Source organism: Nonomuraea sp. NPDC049141 (assembly GCF_040648415.1).
In the GTDB taxonomy this organism is placed as follows: Bacteria; Actinomycetota; Actinomycetes; order Streptosporangiales; family Streptosporangiaceae; genus Nonomuraea.
On the sequence record NZ_JBEZDR010000005.1, the window covers coordinates 568358 to 584418 of the forward strand.

At 68.1% G+C, this 16061-nt stretch carries 12 protein-coding genes and 1 tRNA gene; 2 read left to right on the forward strand and 11 right to left on the reverse strand.

All coding sequences use genetic code 11. The features are described 5' to 3' along the window. Nucleotides 1-102: 102 nt before the first annotated feature. From ricT to topA, 8 genes are all read right to left on the reverse strand, one after another. Nucleotides 103-948: a regulatory iron-sulfur-containing complex subunit RicT gene (gene ricT, locus AB0B91_RS18770; RefSeq protein ID WP_358320819.1), complete on the reverse strand. Its 846-nt coding sequence runs from the start codon at nucleotides 946-948 to the stop codon at nucleotides 103-105. Nucleotides 949-1043: 95 nt separating this feature from the next. After that, nucleotides 1044-2114, reverse strand: a complete 1071-nt coding sequence (locus AB0B91_RS18775) for a permease-like cell division protein FtsX (protein WP_358320672.1) — start codon at nucleotides 2112-2114, stop codon at nucleotides 1044-1046. Nucleotides 2115-2122: 8 nt separating this feature from the next. After that, complete coding sequence (locus tag AB0B91_RS18780; RefSeq protein ID WP_308127204.1) at nucleotides 2123-2650, reverse strand: SigE family RNA polymerase sigma factor; 528 nt, start codon at nucleotides 2648-2650, stop codon at nucleotides 2123-2125. Nucleotides 2651-2925: 275 nt separating this feature from the next. Next, nucleotides 2926-4104: a DNA polymerase III subunit delta' gene (locus tag AB0B91_RS18785; RefSeq protein ID WP_358320675.1), complete on the reverse strand. Its 1179-nt coding sequence runs from the start codon at nucleotides 4102-4104 to the stop codon at nucleotides 2926-2928. A gap of 9 nt (nucleotides 4105-4113) precedes the next feature. Next, complete coding sequence (gene tmk, locus AB0B91_RS18790) at nucleotides 4114-6156, reverse strand: dTMP kinase (protein WP_358320678.1); 2043 nt, start codon at nucleotides 6154-6156, stop codon at nucleotides 4114-4116. Between the two features lie 161 nt (nucleotides 6157-6317). Continuing rightward, complete coding sequence (locus AB0B91_RS18795; RefSeq protein WP_358320681.1) at nucleotides 6318-6911, reverse strand: helix-turn-helix domain-containing protein; 594 nt, start codon at nucleotides 6909-6911, stop codon at nucleotides 6318-6320. A gap of 68 nt (nucleotides 6912-6979) precedes the next feature. After that, nucleotides 6980-8206 (reverse strand): metallophosphoesterase, encoded by a 1227-nt coding sequence (locus AB0B91_RS18800; RefSeq protein WP_358320684.1) that lies wholly within the window; start codon nucleotides 8204-8206, stop codon nucleotides 6980-6982. A gap of 14 nt (nucleotides 8207-8220) precedes the next feature. Continuing rightward, on the reverse strand, nucleotides 8221-10908 hold the full coding sequence (topA, locus tag AB0B91_RS18805) for a type I DNA topoisomerase (protein WP_358320687.1): 2688 nt from the start codon (nucleotides 10906-10908) through the stop codon (nucleotides 8221-8223). Nucleotides 10909-11099: 191 nt separating this feature from the next. Between topA and AB0B91_RS18810 the strand changes: the two genes are divergently transcribed. Next, complete coding sequence (locus tag AB0B91_RS18810) at nucleotides 11100-11285, forward strand: DUF5703 family protein (RefSeq protein WP_175590066.1); 186 nt, start codon at nucleotides 11100-11102, stop codon at nucleotides 11283-11285. Between the two features lie 98 nt (nucleotides 11286-11383). On the opposite strand, the gene AB0B91_RS18815 is transcribed toward AB0B91_RS18810, so the two are convergent. The 3 genes from AB0B91_RS18815 to AB0B91_RS18825 form a co-directional block, all read right to left on the reverse strand. Next, nucleotides 11384-13366 (reverse strand): chaplin family protein, encoded by a 1983-nt coding sequence (locus AB0B91_RS18815; RefSeq protein ID WP_358320690.1) that lies wholly within the window; start codon nucleotides 13364-13366, stop codon nucleotides 11384-11386. Nucleotides 13367-13561: 195 nt separating this feature from the next. After that, complete coding sequence (locus AB0B91_RS18820) at nucleotides 13562-14125, reverse strand: hypothetical protein (RefSeq protein ID WP_358320692.1); 564 nt, start codon at nucleotides 14123-14125, stop codon at nucleotides 13562-13564. A gap of 174 nt (nucleotides 14126-14299) precedes the next feature. Then, nucleotides 14300-15571 carry a M20/M25/M40 family metallo-hydrolase gene (locus AB0B91_RS18825; protein ID WP_358320695.1) on the reverse strand — a complete coding sequence of 424 codons (1272 nt, stop codon included), beginning with the start codon at nucleotides 15569-15571 and terminating at the stop codon, nucleotides 14300-14302. Between the two features lie 129 nt (nucleotides 15572-15700). Between AB0B91_RS18825 and AB0B91_RS18830 the strand changes: the two genes are divergently transcribed. Further along, a tRNA-Leu gene (locus AB0B91_RS18830) sits at nucleotides 15701-15786 on the forward strand. Nucleotides 15787-16061 lie beyond the last annotated feature (275 nt).

Genomic DNA, 16061 nt, shown 5'->3' on the forward strand with positions numbered 1-16061 from the left:
CGCCAACTCGCGAGCACAACCGCGAGCGTGAAAGTTCACGAGCACCGCCCGTGAACTTTCACCCGTTGCCCCTGGTAGAGATACCCGTTGTCCGTCGTGGAGCTACTCGCCGGGAGCCGGCGGGCCGCCGTCCTCTCCGTACATCTTGTCGTGCTGCTGCCGTGGCGAGCAGACCGAGGCGGACGGACACGCACAGCGCCTTCCGCCGTCGTCCAGCCGGACCGTCACCGTGTCCGCCGGAACGTTATGCCCGAGGACACTTCCCTCTCCCTGCGGCGTGCTCACCCGGCTTCCAGTGCGCGGCATTCTGCTGCGGGTCTCGACATAGAGCGGATGCTCGTACTTGAGACAGCACATCAGCCGCCCGCACGCCCCGGCGATACGCAGAGGATTGACCGGTAGGTCCTGGTCCTTGGCCATGCGTACGGAGACCGGCTCGAAGTCCTTGAGGAACGTGGCGCAGCACAGGTCGCGGCCACATGGGCCGATGCCGCCCTGCAAACGTGCCTCGTCACGCGGGCCGATCTGGCGCAGCTCCACCCGGGCCCGCAGGTTGCGGGCCAGGTCCCGGACGAGCGCGCGGAAGTCGACCCGATGCGGAGCGGAAAAGTAAACCGTGTAGACATTGTCCTGATCGAGGTAGTCGACGCCCACCACCTTCATCGGCAGCTCGTGCCGTTTGATCAACCGCTTGGACACGCTGCGGGCCTCGGCCCTGCGGCGCTTGTTGGTCTCGTCGCGGGAGAGGTGCTCCTCTCCCGCTATGCCCGCACACACCGGCATTCCGTCGATGTCTTCACTCGAATATTGCGGCGCCCACACGCACTCCGCCACCTCAGGACCCGAGTCGGTCGGGACCAGCACCTTGTCGCCCACCTTGGGGGTGTGGCCACCGGGATCGAGGTAGTAGAGCCGCCCGTAGCGGGTGAAGCTCACGGCCATGATCATTCCCATGGGCTCGAGCTCGCCTCCTGACGGCCTAGGGGGTTGGTACGGCCTTCGGATGCCACATTACGTGTGCGGGCACGCGCAGCGTGAGAGCCCTACTCCGTCGGAGGGCCGCAGACCTTGCCCTTAAGAAGGGAGATGCCATAGTGCGTCCGAAGCGTGACCCGCTCAGTCATGCACTTGCTGTTGATGACGATCGCGACACCGGGGATGCCCTGCAGCTTGGTGATCACCTTGTCCCAGTCAGCATCCGGCCTCAACTGAAGGCGGAACGACTCCGGCATGTCCGATTGCTTGGCGGCCTGAACGAGTGCCTTGTTGCCCTTGTAGCTGCGCTGGAAATTCTCGTATGCCTCCTGCCGGCTCTCGAAATGTGTCGACTGAACGCCGGGTATCGCGCCGATCACCGTGCCCAGAGCTCTCCGCTGGGCAGGCGTGACGGCCTTACCGTATTTGACGAACTTGGGAGCGGAACGCGTCGAGTCGGGCGCGGCAACGGCTCCGCACGACGCTAGGCTCGATTGCTCTCCGCAGAGAAAGGCAGAGACATCTGCTGTCTTCTCCGGTCCTGAGCCGATCAGGTCGGCGGCTTCCCCCGGAAACGTGATGTCGCTCACGCCTTCCATGGACTTCATCTTGCCCAGCGACACCTTCGAATCGGCTCCCGGCCGCAGTTTGACCTGAAACGAGGGAAGCAGGTCGGTCGCGTCGATCGCGTCAAGCAGCGCCTTTTCGTCGGCGTAGTCTCGGCGGAAGCTCGCATAGGCCTGATCCTTACTCACGTATAGCACCTGTATCACCCCTGGCGCCTCCCTCAGAGCATCCATGACCGCCTTTGTCTGCTCAGCGGTCACGCTGCCCCCAGGACAGGTTTGGCTCGGCGACAGCTTCCCGCACAGGAAGATGGATACATCCGTGGATTTCTGATCGGCAGGTGCGTTGGCTACCCCCGCTCGCTGTTCGCCGCCGGGAGAGAACTGTTCGCCACCGGGTGAGATGAGCACGGCGGCGGTCACGGCCCCCGCGAGCACCACCGCCCCCGCCGCAGCCAGCAGCCGGAAGTCGACCCGCACCCGAGGCCGCCCCGTCGACTGCAGGGGGCTCAGCGTGCTGGTGTCAACGGTCGCCCCCGCCTCGGCCAGCGCCTCGCGCAGGCGGTCTTCCATAGGGCTGTTCATGAATCCTCCCCAAGTGCTCGGCCGAGAGCTGCGAGCCCTCGCGCGATCGTGGATCTGGCGGTGCTCCCGCTGATCCCCATGGTCTCGGCGATCTCCTGATCGGACAGGTCGAGGTAGTAGCGGAGCGTCAGCGCCTCGCGCTGCCGGTCCGGCAGCCCTCGCAGGGCACGCAGCACCTCGCGACGCTCCTCGCTCAGCAGGGCCGCGCTCTCAGCCGACCAGACAGGCGGTTCGTACGGCACGGCGCGGCGGAAAACCGTCGCCCGCCTCCGCATCACCGACCGGCAGCCGTTGAACACCGCCGATCGCACATAGGTCAGCGCCTTGTCCGGATCTCGCAACCTCCCTCGGCCCGCGTGGGTACGGGTGAACGCCTCCTGGACGACGTCTTCGGCGGTCGCCTGATCACCGACCATGACCAGCGCCAGCCGGACGAGACCCACATGATGCTCGGCGAAGATCGCCGCGACATCGACGCGTTTCCGTATCAGAGCCCCTCCAGGGGACAGCTGCTCGACTTTCACATAACAGAGACGCCCCACAGCCCCATCTGCTGCTCTGGTCACACGTCTTTTACTGAGCCCTTTTACGGCCAGCCCGGTGGGCCCCACCCTCCGTACGGAGCTGGCCCCCGTCCAGGGGCACGCTCCTGCGGTTTACCGGGCTGGGCGCCGTGACGTGCGTCTTCTTGGCCGTCTGCTTCGATATCCGGCCACCCCGAGCCGACAGACCGCCACCCGGCGCCCCAAGCCAACCGACCGCCATACGACGGACCAAACCGACCGAGCCAACAACCCGCCTACGCGGCGGACCGGAGGGACAGCATCATCGCCTCGACCGCGATCTGCGGGTTGACGTTGGCGTCCAGGCGTTCGCGGCACCGCATGATCGCGTCGATCCGCCGCAGCGTCTCCTCCGGCGTCGACACCTTGGCCAGTTGGTCGAGGTCAAAGCGGATGTCGTCGTTGGCCAGCTCAACCCCGGCCGAGAACTGCATGGCCAGCACGTCCCGATAGAACGACACCAGCTCCAGCAGAGCGGCGTCGAGCGAGTCCCGCTTGATGCGCGTGGCGCGTGACTTCTGCCGGTCCTCCAGCTCCTTCAACGCCCCAGCGCCACCCCGCACCAACCCACGGTTGAGGCCCTTGCCCGTGGATCCCTCGCCGTAGATCTTGCGCAGCTCGGTGGTCTCCGTCTCGTTGAGCGCGGCCGTTGCCGCCGCGGCCTCTTCCTCGGCCGTTTTGACCAGGCGTTCGGCGGCCGAGATGCACTCGCCGACCCCGGACAGCGAGCGGGGGATGGCCAGGACGGCCTCGCGGCGCCGGCGTACGCCTTCGTCCAGGGCCAGCGCCCGAGCCCGGCTGATGTGCCCCTGAGAGGCGCGGGCGGCGAAGTGAGCGGTGTCCCAGGGCACGCTGTCGCGGGTGGCCAGCACGTGGGCGACGGCCTCCGTGCGGGGGGTGGCCAGGGTGACCACGCGGCAGCGCGACCGGATGGTGATCATCATGTCGTCGGCGGCCGGCGAGCACAGTAGCCAGACCGTACGGGGTGGCGGCTCCTCGATGGCCTTGAGCAGGGCGTTCGCCGCCGACTCCGTGGCCCGGTCGGCGTCTTCGAACAGGATGACGCGCCAGCGGCCCTGCGTCGGCGCGCCGGCCGCCCGCAGGATGAGCTCGCGCGTCTGCTTGACGCTGTAGGACAGGCCCTGGGGACGTACCGTTTCGAGATCGGGGTGTGAGCCGATCAGCACCTGGTGGCACTGGTCGCAGTGACCGCAGCCGCCGTCGGGGCAGAGCAGCGCCGCCGCGAACGCCCGCGCCGTCTCCTCCCTGCCAGAGCCGGGCGGGCCGGTGAACAGCCAGGCATGCGTCATGCCCGCGCCGCGGCCACCCCCCACGGCGTCGCCCGCCGCCGCTGCGGCGCGCGACAGCACGGCCACCGCCTGGTCCTGACCGACGAGGTCATCGAAGACGCTCACCCGACAAGGCTAGTCGCGGATGGCGGGCATCGTACCGGTGATGTCCTCGGACTCCTGGGGCACCGGATCGGGCAGGATCTCGTGCACCCGATCCTGGATCAGCCGGGTGATCTGCTCGGGCGGCAGCGTCCCGTCGACCACCAGATAGCGGCCGGGATCGGCGGCGGCCAGCGTCCGGAACTCCTTGCGCACCCGCTCGTGGAACTCCAGCGGCTCGGACTCGATCCGGTCCGCCGCGCCGCCCAGCCTGGTCAGCCCCACCTCGGGCGGCGTGTCGATCAGCACGGTGAGATGCGGCACCAGCCCGCCCGTGGCCCAGGCGTTGACCTTGGACACGTCGTCGGGATCGAGCGCCCGCCCCGCTCCCTGGTAGGCCAGCGACGAGTCGACGTAGCGGTCGGAGATCACCAGCGAGCCGCGGTAGAGGGCCGGCCTGATGACCTTCTCGACGTGCTCGGCCCGGTCGGCGGCGTACAGCAGCGCCTCGGCGCGCGCCGACAGCCCGCGTTCGGCCGCGTCGAGGAGGATCGCGCGCAGCCGCATGCCGACCTTGGTCGAACCGGGCTCACGGGTCTGTACGACATCGAACCCCTGGTCGCGCAGCCAGATGGCGAGCAGCCGCGACTGGGTCGTCTTACCCGACCCCTCGCCGCCCTCGAACGCCACGAACAGCCCCGGCACCTGCTCCGCCGCCTCGGACTGCGGCCGTTCGCCACGCACCGCCGCGATCAGGTCCTCGGAGAGCGAGACGCCCTTCCTGTCGTCCATGTGCCGCAGCGCCAGCACGCCGACGACCGTGGCGAGGACGCCGCCGATCACCAGCACCAGGTTGGAGCCGTCGAACTGGTAGACCAGATCGCCCAGCCGCAGCGGGTGCGCGCCGAAGAGCGCGGCCAGCGGGTTGGCCACCGCCACCACGAACAGCAGCGTGACCCGCGCGGTCGACTGCAGGAACGAGAACGTCCGGCCGCGCATCGAGTCCTCGACCTCGAGGCCGATGAGCGTGTAGCCGATGATCCACGCGATGCCCGCGCACGCTCCGAGCAGCACGGTCAGCATGACCACGATCACCAGGTTGTGCACGAGGGCGATCGCGATCAGCACCACGCCCGCCACGGTGATCGCCAGGCCGAACAGCCGCCGCCGCGACAGCTCGCGCAGCAGCCGCAGGCCGAAGAACATGCCCAGCGCCATGCCGACGAAGACCGCGGCGAACACCACGCCGTAGGCCGCGTCGCCACCGCCGAGCGCGCCCACGTAGATCTTCGCCACGCCCACGACCGCGCCGCCCGCCGCGAACGCCCCCAGCATGCCGATGATCAAGCCGCGCACCAGCCGGTTGCCGCCGACGAACCGCCAGCCCTCGACGATCTGCTTGAGCACCGACGGGGTGGAGATGGCGCCGTCACGCTTGGGGATGCCCCGCAGCGTGAAGATCAGGAACGCGGACACCAGGTACGCGCAGGCGTTGACGACCAGCGCCGGCCCGGTCGAGTCCATGCCGGACAGGAACGGAACGGCGTTCTTCAGCACGTCGCCCACCACGGACAGCGCCGTGAACAGGATCGCGGCGATCGGCGCGCTGCCGTAGGTGACCAGCAGGTTGAGCTGGTTGGCCGATTCGAGCTGCTCCTTCGGCACCAGGTTGGGGACCGTGGCGTCCTTGGCCGGGACCCAGAACAGGTTGACGCACTCGACCAGGATCGTCGCGACGATGATCCACTGATAGCTGCCGATCAACGGGATCGACAGCACCACGGCGAACCGGGCCAGGTCGGAGGAGAACATCGTCACCCGGCGGTCAAACCGGTCGGCGAACGCTCCCGCGAGCGGCCCGAGCAGGACGGCGGGCAGCATCTTGGCGATGAAGACACCGCCGACGGCCAGTGACTGCGTGCGGTAGTCGCCCTGGGTCAGGTTTCCGGCGAGGGCGGTGAGTGCCAGGATGTTCAGCCAGTCGCCGAGGCTGCACACCGACATCGCCGTCCAGAGCCGGCGGAAAGATGCGTTTGCCAGCACATGTGTCGGTTGGCGTCGGCCACGGGCGGTCATGATGTCAGCGTATCCAGGTGTTCGCCGGAAAAGGGAAGATGGGCGACCAGCCGGATATACCCGGCTGCTCGTCGCTGAGGGTATTACGTATGCGGGCCGACGCGCATGATACACACCTCGAATAGGCCCCCGAAAACACCAGACAGATCCCTCTCGTCTCGTTAGTTCGGTTTGTACGGCCGAGCGAGCTCCACCAAAGGCTGCCAGCCGGCGCGGACCGGCTCAGGCAGCACCAGCTCATCCCACAACTCCACCAGCAGCAGCCCGTCCACATGTTCGAGCAGCTCCTCCTGGCTCCCTTCCCGCAACAGCACCGCGTACGCGTCCCGGCGATCCCCGCGATCGGCCAGGTCAAAGACCCTGCCCCCGAGCCGTACGGTGGCCAAGGCCCGCAACGTCGGTAGCCTGCTCAACCGGTTGGGCACGAAGAACGGACGCCCGTCGGCGGCCCGGTGGGTGGTGAACTCGACCTTCACCTCCAGCGTCAGCCGGAACCCGGCGGCGTCGAGGATGCGCCCGGCCGTTTCGAGCGTGGGCGACTTGCGGCCGTGCTCGTAGGCCGACAGTGTCGTCCGCGACGTGCCGCTCATGCCGGCCAGCGCCTTCTGGTTCATGTTGGCGGCGTGTCTGGCCTGTTTGAGCAGCAGACCGCCACGCTCCGCCCAGAACGTGACATCGGGCGGCGAGCCCCCGGGCGCCTCGCCCCGCTCGGGCAGCAGACCGCCGAACACCCCCTCCACCGGGGAAGAGATCATCGCACCTCCAACGTATCCGCTTGGATACTACGCCTTGGCGGCCTGAGTAGCCAGCGGATCGCGGAAAGTCAGGAGCGCAGCTCAAGCAGCGTGATCTCGGGCGGCGCGCCCACCCGGACCGGCGGCCCCCAGAACCCGGCGCCGCGCGTGACGTACACCTGCACCCCGTCAACCGTGGCCAGCCCCGACACGACCGGCTGCTGGAACGGCACCACGAGGTTGAACGGCATCATCTGCCCGCCATGCGTGTGCCCGGACAGCTGCAGATCGACGCCGTAACGCGCGGCCTGCTCGACCTGCACCGGCTGGTGGGCCAGCAGAACCGTGGAGCGGCTCGGGTCACGACCACCGAGCGCCTTGTCGAAGTCGGGCGCGTCGTTCGCGGTGGCACCGTTGAGGTCGTTCACCCCGGCCAGGTCGAGCACGCCGCCCTGGTGCCGGATCTCCACCCGTTCGTTCCGCAGCGAGCGCACGCCGAGCCGGTCCAGCTCCTCGACCCACTCACCGGGGCCGTTTCTCGTGTAGTACTCGTGATTTCCTGTCACGAAATAAGCGCCATAGCGGGATTCGAGGCTCCGCAGCGGCCTGGCCAGCGCGCCCAGCTCGGCGACCGAGCCGTCGACCAGGTCGCCGACGATCGCCACCACATCCGCCCGCAGCCCGTTGACCATCCGTACGATGCGCTCGGTATGCCCTTTACCCGTGAGCGGCCCCAGGTGGATGTCGCTGACCACGGCGAACCGCAGGCCGCTCAGTCTGGAGTCGAGCCCGGGCAGCGTGACCTTGATCGGCTCGATCACCGGATCACCCAGCGCGACGCTCATGCCGTACCCGACCGTGCCGAGCGCGCTCACGCCCGCGACGGCGGCGGTGGCCCGCCCGAGGAAGAGCCGCCTGCTCATCGCGTCGATGCCCGCCGGTGGCGCCTCAAGGGGCGGCGCCACATCCACCGAAACCGGCCCAGCAGGCACCAGCACGGCCTCTGCCGGCGACGAAACGGCCGCACGCCCACGGACCAGCGCGAACCACGCCACCAGCCGGGGGATCTCCAGCAGGACCAGGAAGACCACCAGGTAGAACATGACCGCGATCCACAGATACCCCGGCCACGCCAGCCACTGGAACACCCCCAGCCGCGACCCCGCGAACGTCGCGACGACCAGCAGGATGAGCCCTACCAACCCCCAGCTCAGGCCCTTGCGTAACCGCCCAGGCCGGGTGGTCGACCGCACCATCCGCTGCCAAAGATAGAGATGTGCCGCGAACACCAAGCCCACGAAGACCAAGACCACCACGCCGGCAATGCTACTTACGACTTGGCCGCCGGCTTCTTCGCGGGTGCCTTCTTGACCGGCGCCTTCCTGGTCGTCGTCTTCTTCGGCGCCGGAGCCCGCTCACGCCTTTCGGCCAGCAGCTCCGCCGCCCGCTCGATCGTGATCTCCTCGACCGTGTCGCCCTTGCGCAGCGACGCGTTCGTCTCGCCATCGGTCACGTACGGGCCGAATCGCCCCTCCTTGACCACGACGGGCTTCTTGGAGTTGGGGTCATCACCCAGCTCACGCAGTGGCGCCGCGGCCGCCGCCCGGCCCCTGCCGCGCGGCTTGGGCTGCGCGAACAGCTCCTTGGCCTGCTCGATGGTGACCGTGAGCAGGTCCTCCTCCGAGGTCAGCGACCGCGAGTCGGTGCCCTTCTTCAGGTAGGGGCCGAACTTCCCGTTGTACGCGACGACCTCCTCGCCCTCCAACTCGCCGACGGCTCGGGGGATCGACAGCAGCTTGAGCGCGTCGTCGAGCGTCACGGTGTCAAGCGACATCGTCTTGAACAGCGAGCTCGTCCGCGGCTTCGCCGCGTCGGCCTTCTTGGTGCGCCGCTTCGGGGTCTCCTCTTCCGGCGTGGGCAGGATCTCCGTGACGTACGGCCCGAATCGCCCGTCCTTGGCCACGATCTTGTGCCCGCTCACCGGATCGACGCCCAGCTCGCGGTCGCCGGTCGGCCGCGAGAAGAACTCCTCCGCCTTCTCCGCGGTCAGCTCGTCGGGCGTCATGTCCTCGGGAATGTTCACCCGAGAGCCGTCCCTGTCCAGGTATGGGCCGTATCGCCCGACCCGGATGACGATGTCAGTGTCCCTGATCGGGAAGGAGCTGATCTCCTTGGCGTCGATGTCGCCGAGGTCGGTGACCATCTCCTTCAGACCCTCGTCGCCTTCCTCGCCGTAGTAGAAGCGCTGCAGCTCCGGCACCCGCTCCGCCCGGTCGTTGGCGATGTCGTCGAGCACCTTCTCCATCTCGGCGGTGAAGTCGTAGTCGACCAGGTTGCCGAAATGCTGCTCAAGCAGGTTGACCACGGCGAACGCCAGGAACGAGGGCACCAGCGCGGTGCCCTTCTTGAACACGTAGCCACGGTCGAGGATCGTGCCGATGATCGACGCGTACGTCGAAGGACGCCCGATCTCCCGATCCTCCAGCTCCTTGACCAGCGACGCCTCGGTGTAACGGGCGGGCGGCTTGGTCGAGTGGCCGGCCACGTCGAGCCGCGACACGCTCAGCGCGTCGCCCTCGACCAGGTTGGGCAGCCGCTTCTCGGAGTCGTCGCGGTCGGTCGACGGATCGTCGGCCCCCTCCACGTACGCCTTGAGGAAGCCGTAGAACGTGATCGTCCGGCCCGAGGCGCTGAACTCGACGTCCTCACCGGAGGCGGACGCGCCACGCACCTTGACGGTGACCGACTCGCCGACCGCGTCCTTCATCTGGGACGAGACGGTCCGCTGCCAGATCAGCTCGTACAGGCGGAACATGTCACCGGACAACCCGGTCTCGCCAGGAGTGCGGAACTCCTCCCCAGAAGGCCGGATCGCCTCGTGCGCCTCCTGGGCGCTCTTGACCTTGCTGGTGTAGACGCGGGGCTTGTCGGGAACATACGCGGAGCCGTACAGCTTGATCGCCTGGGAGCGCGCGGCCGCCACCGCCGTCTCCGACAGCGTGATGCTGTCGGTACGCATGTAGGTGATGAAGCCGTTCTCGTAGAGCCGCTGCGCCACCTGCATCGTGTACTTCGCGGAGAAGCCCAGTTTCCGGCTGGCCTCCTGCTGCAACGTAGTCGTCCGGAAGGGAGCGTACGGCTTGCGGGTGTACGGCTTGCGCTCCACGGACTTGACGGCGAACGACGATCCCTGGAGCCTGCCCGCCAGCTCACCGGCGGCGGCCTCCGACAGGTGGAGCACGTCGTTGTTCTTGAGCACTCCGGTGCTCGCGAAGTCGCGGCCCTGGGCGACCCGCTTGCCGTCGACCAAGGTCAGCGTCGCGGTGAAGTCACGCGGACGCTCATCGGGCTTGTTGGTGTCGAACAGCGCCTGCAGGTCCCAGTAATGGGCGGAGGTGAACGCCAGGCGCTCCCGCTCGCGCTCCACCACCAGCCTGGTCGCCACCGACTGCACCCGGCCCGCCGACAGCCGCGGCTTGACCTTCTTCCACAGGACCGGGCTGACCTCGTAGCCGTAGAGCCGGTCGAGGATGCGCCTGGTCTCCTGGGCGTCGACGAGACGCAGGTTCAGGTCACGCGGGTTGGCCACCGCGTCCCGGATGGCCTGCGGGGTTATCTCGTGGAAGACCATGCGGTGCACCGGCACCTTGGGCTTGAGCACCTCACGCAGGTGCCACGCGATGGCCTCGCCCTCACGGTCCTCGTCAGTCGCCAGGTAAAGTTCGTCGGCATCCTTCAGCAGCTGCTTAAGCTTGCTGACCTGCGATCTCTTGTCAGGGTTGACGACGTACAGCGGCTCGAACTCGTTCTCGACGTTCACCCCGAGGCGTGCCCACGGCTCCCCCTTGAACTTCTCGGGAATGTCATCGGCCCGCTCCGGCAGGTCACGGATGTGGCCAATGCTGGACTCGACCATGTAGCCGGCACCGAGGTATCCCATGATCGTCTTCGCCTTGGCGGGCGACTCGACGATCACCAGGCGGCGGGTTCCGCCGGTGCTGCCGTTGTTGGCTGGCACGCTGCTTCCTACCTCACTGTTCGCTTGCAATTCCCCCTGCCGGGAGCCGGCACTGATCTGAAAGGTAACCCGACTCGCGGAAATTTCCTTCCCCCGGGACTACCCACTAGCTTCCGGACCCACCCACAAGCACGCAGAATAAGCCCCATCGAGCGGCATTGCGCCCTGACTCACCCTGGAGACTAATCGTTGTGCTCGACTACTCCTACATGGATATCTTCATTCCGCGCGATCTCTCCCGCGAAGCAGCACGTCAACTGCTCACCGAGCACGCGGAGTACGGTCAGTGGGAGCTCTCCCGCGTACGCCTGCACCCTGACGGAAGTCGTCACGTACGGTTGCGCCGCAAGGTCATGCGCGTCCGCAGCACCCTGTGATCGGGCATGGCTTTGCCCGCCCCGGGCCGCGCCCCCGGAACGGGCAAAGCGTCTTTCGCTACTCGCTCACCGGCTGTGAGCGGTAGACGTTCTTGTCATTACTTCCGGCCGAGCCGGAAGCGGCGGGTGGCCGCGAACAGCGTCGCCGAGGCGGCGAACATCGCGCCCAGAACCAGCGCGAACAGCGAGCCGGTGGTCATCCCGGTGACCCCCGCGGACTGAGACGCGCTCATCAGGCCCAGGGCGCCGGTCGGCAGGTTGCCGGTCGCTGACTTCACCACACCGCCGACGGGGGTGGAGGCGATCAGCGAGGTGGCCGGAGCGAGGGGCGACTGCGGGTCCGCGGCGCGAGCGGCGTTGGCGACCGGAGCCTTGCCGTTCTTGACGTGCTTGGCCGGAGTGACGTGCCTCACCGGGGTCGAGGGCTGGCCGGCGAGGCCGGGCAGCTCGGGCAGGTCGGGCAGGTTGAACATCTCCTGCAGTTCCCCGACCAGCGGCATGCCCTCGACGAGGGGCACTTCGGGCGACCCGCCACCGCGCATCGGAGTGACTTTGCCGACACTCTGCAGGCCACCCAGGACCGGCACCGGGGGAAGCGCGGGCAGCACCCCGTCGGACTTGGAACTGGCGACCTTGCTGCGGTAGCTGTAGTGGCTGTTAGGGGCGTAGTCCTCGTCCACCGGCTTGCCGACGCGCGAGCCGCCGACGCACCCGGCCGCGGCGTCGCCCAGCACGGCCACGGCGTTGCCGCAGACGTTGATCGGCGCGGTGATCGGTGCGATGACCTGGTTGCCGCCGAGCACGGAGTGGCTGCCCGAGGTGCGGTTGCCGCCGGCCCCGGTGCCGCCCTGCGGTGAGACGCTGGCACCGCCCTTGCAGTGGGCCTGGGCCAGCCCGATCACGGCCACGGCGTTGCCGCAGACGTTGACCGGCGCGGTGATCGGCGCCACCACCTGGTTGCCGCCGAGCACGGAGCCACGGCCCGAAGTGGTGTTGCCGCCCGCACCCGAGCCGCCACCGTTCTTGACCGACGCGCCGCCCTTGCAGCCTGAGAACGCCCTGCCGATCACGGCGACCGAGTTGCCGCAGACGTTGATCGGCGCGGTGATCGGTGCGATGACCTGGTTGCCGCCGAGCACGGAGCCGCTGCCCGAGGTGCGGTTGCCGCCCGCACCCGAGCCGCCGCCGTTCTTGACCGAGGCGCCGCCCTTGCACCCGGCGTGCCCGTTGCCGACGGCGTTGCCGCAGGCCGTGATGGGCAGGCTGACCGGCGTGATGACCTGGTTGCCGCTGCCGACCGCGAAGCGCCCGTCAGTGTCGTTGCCCGTCGAGCCGTGCGGGCTGCGGTAAGGAGTGTGCCCGCCGTTGGTCACGGACGAGCCGCCCTTGCAGCCCGAGAATGCCCTGCCGAGCACGGCGGCCGAGTTGCCGCAGATGTTGATCGGTGCGCTGATCGGTGCGATGACCTGGTTGCCGCCGAGCACGGAGTGACGGCCCGAGGTGCGGTTGCCGCCGACGCCGACGCCCTTGTTCTTGACCGAGGCGCCGCCCTTGCAGCCCGCCGTCGAGCTGCCGAAGATCGCCAGCGCGTTGCCGCAGACGTTCACCGGAGCGGAGATCGGCGCGTTGACCTGGTTGCCGCCGAGGACACTGGAGTCGCCCGAGGTACGGTTGCCGCGGCCGACACCCTTGTTCTTGACCGAGGCGCCGCCCTTGCAGCCCGCGTCGGAGCTGCCGATCAGGGAGAGGGCGTTGCCACAGGCGTTGATCGGGGCGCTGATCGGCGCGTTGACCTGGTTACCGCCGAGCACGGAGTGACGGCCCGAGGTGGTGTTGCCGCCGGTGCCGGCACCCTTGTTCTCGACCGAAGCGCCGCCCTCGGAGTCGGCGTGGGACTTGCCAACCACGCCGACGGCGTTGCCGCTGATGTCGATCGGCAGCGAGACAGGCGCGTTGATCTGGTTGCCGCCGCCGATGGAGGAGTCGCCGGAGGTGTCGGCCAGCGCGGTGCCGCTGCCGAGGGACATGACCGCGACAGCTAGCAGAGCCGCGGGGGCCGAAGCCTTCGCCCACGTACGCATGATGAATGCTCCTACTTGGTTCATGGGGAGATACCTGACAGTTCGCGGGCAGCCGAGGGCATGCGAGGTCGCAGAACGCCGCGCACAGCGGAGACCTCGGGGAAATCGCGAACCAAGATGACTGACATGTCACCCGCTGGCGGAGGGGATCGAGCCGCGCTCCGCCGCCGTACTTACCGGAATCTGTGGCGGGGGTCAGTCAGGTGAGAAAGAGGGGTCATCCGCCGCTGTGCGGACGACCGGAGGAAGCACGGACGCCAGGGGGGCGCGCCGAGCCTCGATACGCGGGTCGTAGCAGGACCTCGCGATGTCTCCCATGCCTGGCCCGAAGGGGCCACTGCCACCGCCGTTGGGCACCAGACCATTGGTGTCCAGGATGTCGCTGGCAGTGGAAGAAGGTGGCAGGCCGGGATCGGACTGGCTGTTGAGCCCGTCGACCGTCCGCCCCGCCATCGCCTCGGCGTTGTCCGACGCCGCGACCTTTCCGTCAGCCGTGGGGAAACCGTCCATGATGGACCCGGTGACGGTGTGAGGTGTGCCGACTGTTGTAGCCGTATCTGCCGCCGTCCCTGCTGCCGCGGTGGAATCCGCGGCCGCCGGAGCGGCGGAGAGCATTCCGAAGAGAACGGCGAGCAGCCATCCCGCGGCCAGCAGGGCGCCGACCGCGACTGCTCGTGCGATGACCTCGCGGGCGCCGGCCGCGAACCGCGCCATCCGGGCGGCCCGATCGGCGATCGCATCCTCTACGGGGATGCTCACGGGCACGCGCCGAGCAGCGAGAGGCATCAGCCTCCACTGCCGCACCGGCATGCGTGCCACGTGACCCTCCCTCAAAGCGCTCCAGAACCGACCTCACAGTGTGAGGCCGGTCCATGGACTCACCCCTCAACGATCCGTAACCGTAGCATCACTCAAAGTCGTCGCAAGGGCTTTTCAGCAGTAATCCAGGAAGCGGTCAAGCACCCGCACCCCAAACCGGAGCGAATCAACCGGCACCCGCTCGTCGACCCCATGAAACATCCCGGAGAAGTCCAGGTCAGCAGGCAACTTGAGCGGCGCGAATCCGTATCCCTGGATTCCCAGCCGGCTGAACGACTTGAGGTCCGTCCCTCCGGACATCGTGTACGGCACGGCGCGTCCGTCCGGATCCTCGGCCAGCAGCGCCTCGACCATGGCGGTCACCAGCGGCCCCTCGAAGCCGAACTCCAGCGCCACCTGGTGCTGCACGAACTCCCTCGTGACGTTGGGCCCGAGCAACTCGTCGATCGTGGCGAAGAACTCCTCCTCGAACCCCGGCAGGAACCGCCCGTCGATCACCGCCGAAGCCGTCTGCGGCACCACGTTCGACTTGTAACCGGCCTCCAGCATGGTCGGATTGACCGTGTTGCGCAGCCCCGCGCCCAGCATCCTGGCCACCGGCCCCAGCTTGGCGATCGCGACCTCGGGATCGCCGGCGCCCAGTTCTTCCAGGAACCTGCTCATGGTCGGTGTCAGCCGTACCGGCCACTCATGCCTGCCCACGCGCGCCACGGCGTCGGCGAGCTCGGTCACGGCGTTGTCCAGGTTGAGCATCGACCCGTGCCCGGCCCGGCCCTTCGCGGCCACCCGCATCCACGCCATGCCCTTCTCCGCGGCCTCGATCAGGTAGAGCCGACGATCCGTCCCGATCGACACGCTGAACCCACCGACCTCCCCGATCGCCTCCGTGACCCCCTCGAACAGCTCCGGATGCTCATCGACCAGGAACCTCGCCCCGTACTCCCCACCTGCCTCCTCATCGGCGGTGAACATGAGCACCACGTCCCGCCCAGGCCGGCGCCCCTCCCTGAGCCGCTGCCGCACGACCGCCAGGATCATCGCGTCCATGTCCTTCATGTCCACGGCCCCGCGCCCCCAGACGCACCCGTCGTCCACTTCCGCCGAGAGCGGATGATGCCGCCAATCCCCCGCGTCGAACGGCGCCACGTCGAGATGCCCGTGCAGCAGCAGCGCGTCACGCCCTGGATCGGTGCCCTCGACGCGCGCGACGACGTTCGCCCGGCGCTCGTCACTCTCCAGGATCGTCGCCTCAAGCCCCACCTCGGCGAGCTTCGCCGCGACGTACTCGGCCGCCGCCCTCTCCCCGGGCCCCGCGTTGTCACCGGCGTTGGTCGAATCGATCCGGATCAGATCACAGCACAGCTCGACGACCTCGTCCTCGGCCATGGCGGCTCCTTCGCTCGGGTACGAATTCCCGTCTCATCCTCCCTCCGGAATCCTGGTATGACGCACCCCTCAGAGTTTGCTAACCTTACGGAGCCGACGCGGGATGACGGTCTCGCGTGCAGGCACCAAGTCCGGGTGGCGGAATAGGCAGACGCGCTAGCTTGAGGTGCTAGTGCCCTTTGCGGGGCATGGGGGTTCAAGTCCCCCCTCGGACACTTCATATTGAAGCGGGAGAAGTGATGACTTCTCCCGTTTCGCATGTCGGCGCCTGTAGCGACCTGTAGAGCCAGGCGGCAGCTCACCCTCTCGAGATCCGCAGTGTCCAACGCGTCACGTTGGCCCTGCTCGACATCCGCCGGCTGCCCGTGCGGTCCTGTACGCCTGCCTCATCGACCTTGTTCGCCAGGTGCACGCCACCATGCACGCCTGTCACATCCCCGAGCTCACCTCGGCAGCTTCGGGGTGATCGAGCCTGAGCGTGTTCAGTCCG

Bases quoted from the DNA above. Each gene is read 5' to 3' on its own strand.
- AB0B91_RS18815 (WP_358320690.1), bottom strand. From the start codon at position 13,366: ATGCGTACGTGGGCGAAGGCTTCGGCCCCCGCGGCTCTGCTAGCTGTC.
- AB0B91_RS18775 (WP_358320672.1), bottom strand. From the start codon at position 2,114: ATGGAAGACCGCCTGCGCGAGGCGCTGGCCGAGGCGGGGGCGACCGTT.
- tmk (WP_358320678.1), bottom strand. From the start codon at position 6,156: ATGACCGCCCGTGGCCGACGCCAACCGACACATGTGCTGGCAAACGCA.
- AB0B91_RS18795 (WP_358320681.1), bottom strand. From the start codon at position 6,911: ATGATCTCTTCCCCGGTGGAGGGGGTGTTCGGCGGTCTGCTGCCCGAG.
- ricT (WP_358320819.1), bottom strand. From the start codon at position 948: ATGATCATGGCCGTGAGCTTCACCCGCTACGGGCGGCTCTACTACCTC.
- AB0B91_RS18825 (WP_358320695.1), bottom strand. From the start codon at position 15,571: ATGGCCGAGGACGAGGTCGTCGAGCTGTGCTGTGATCTGATCCGGATC.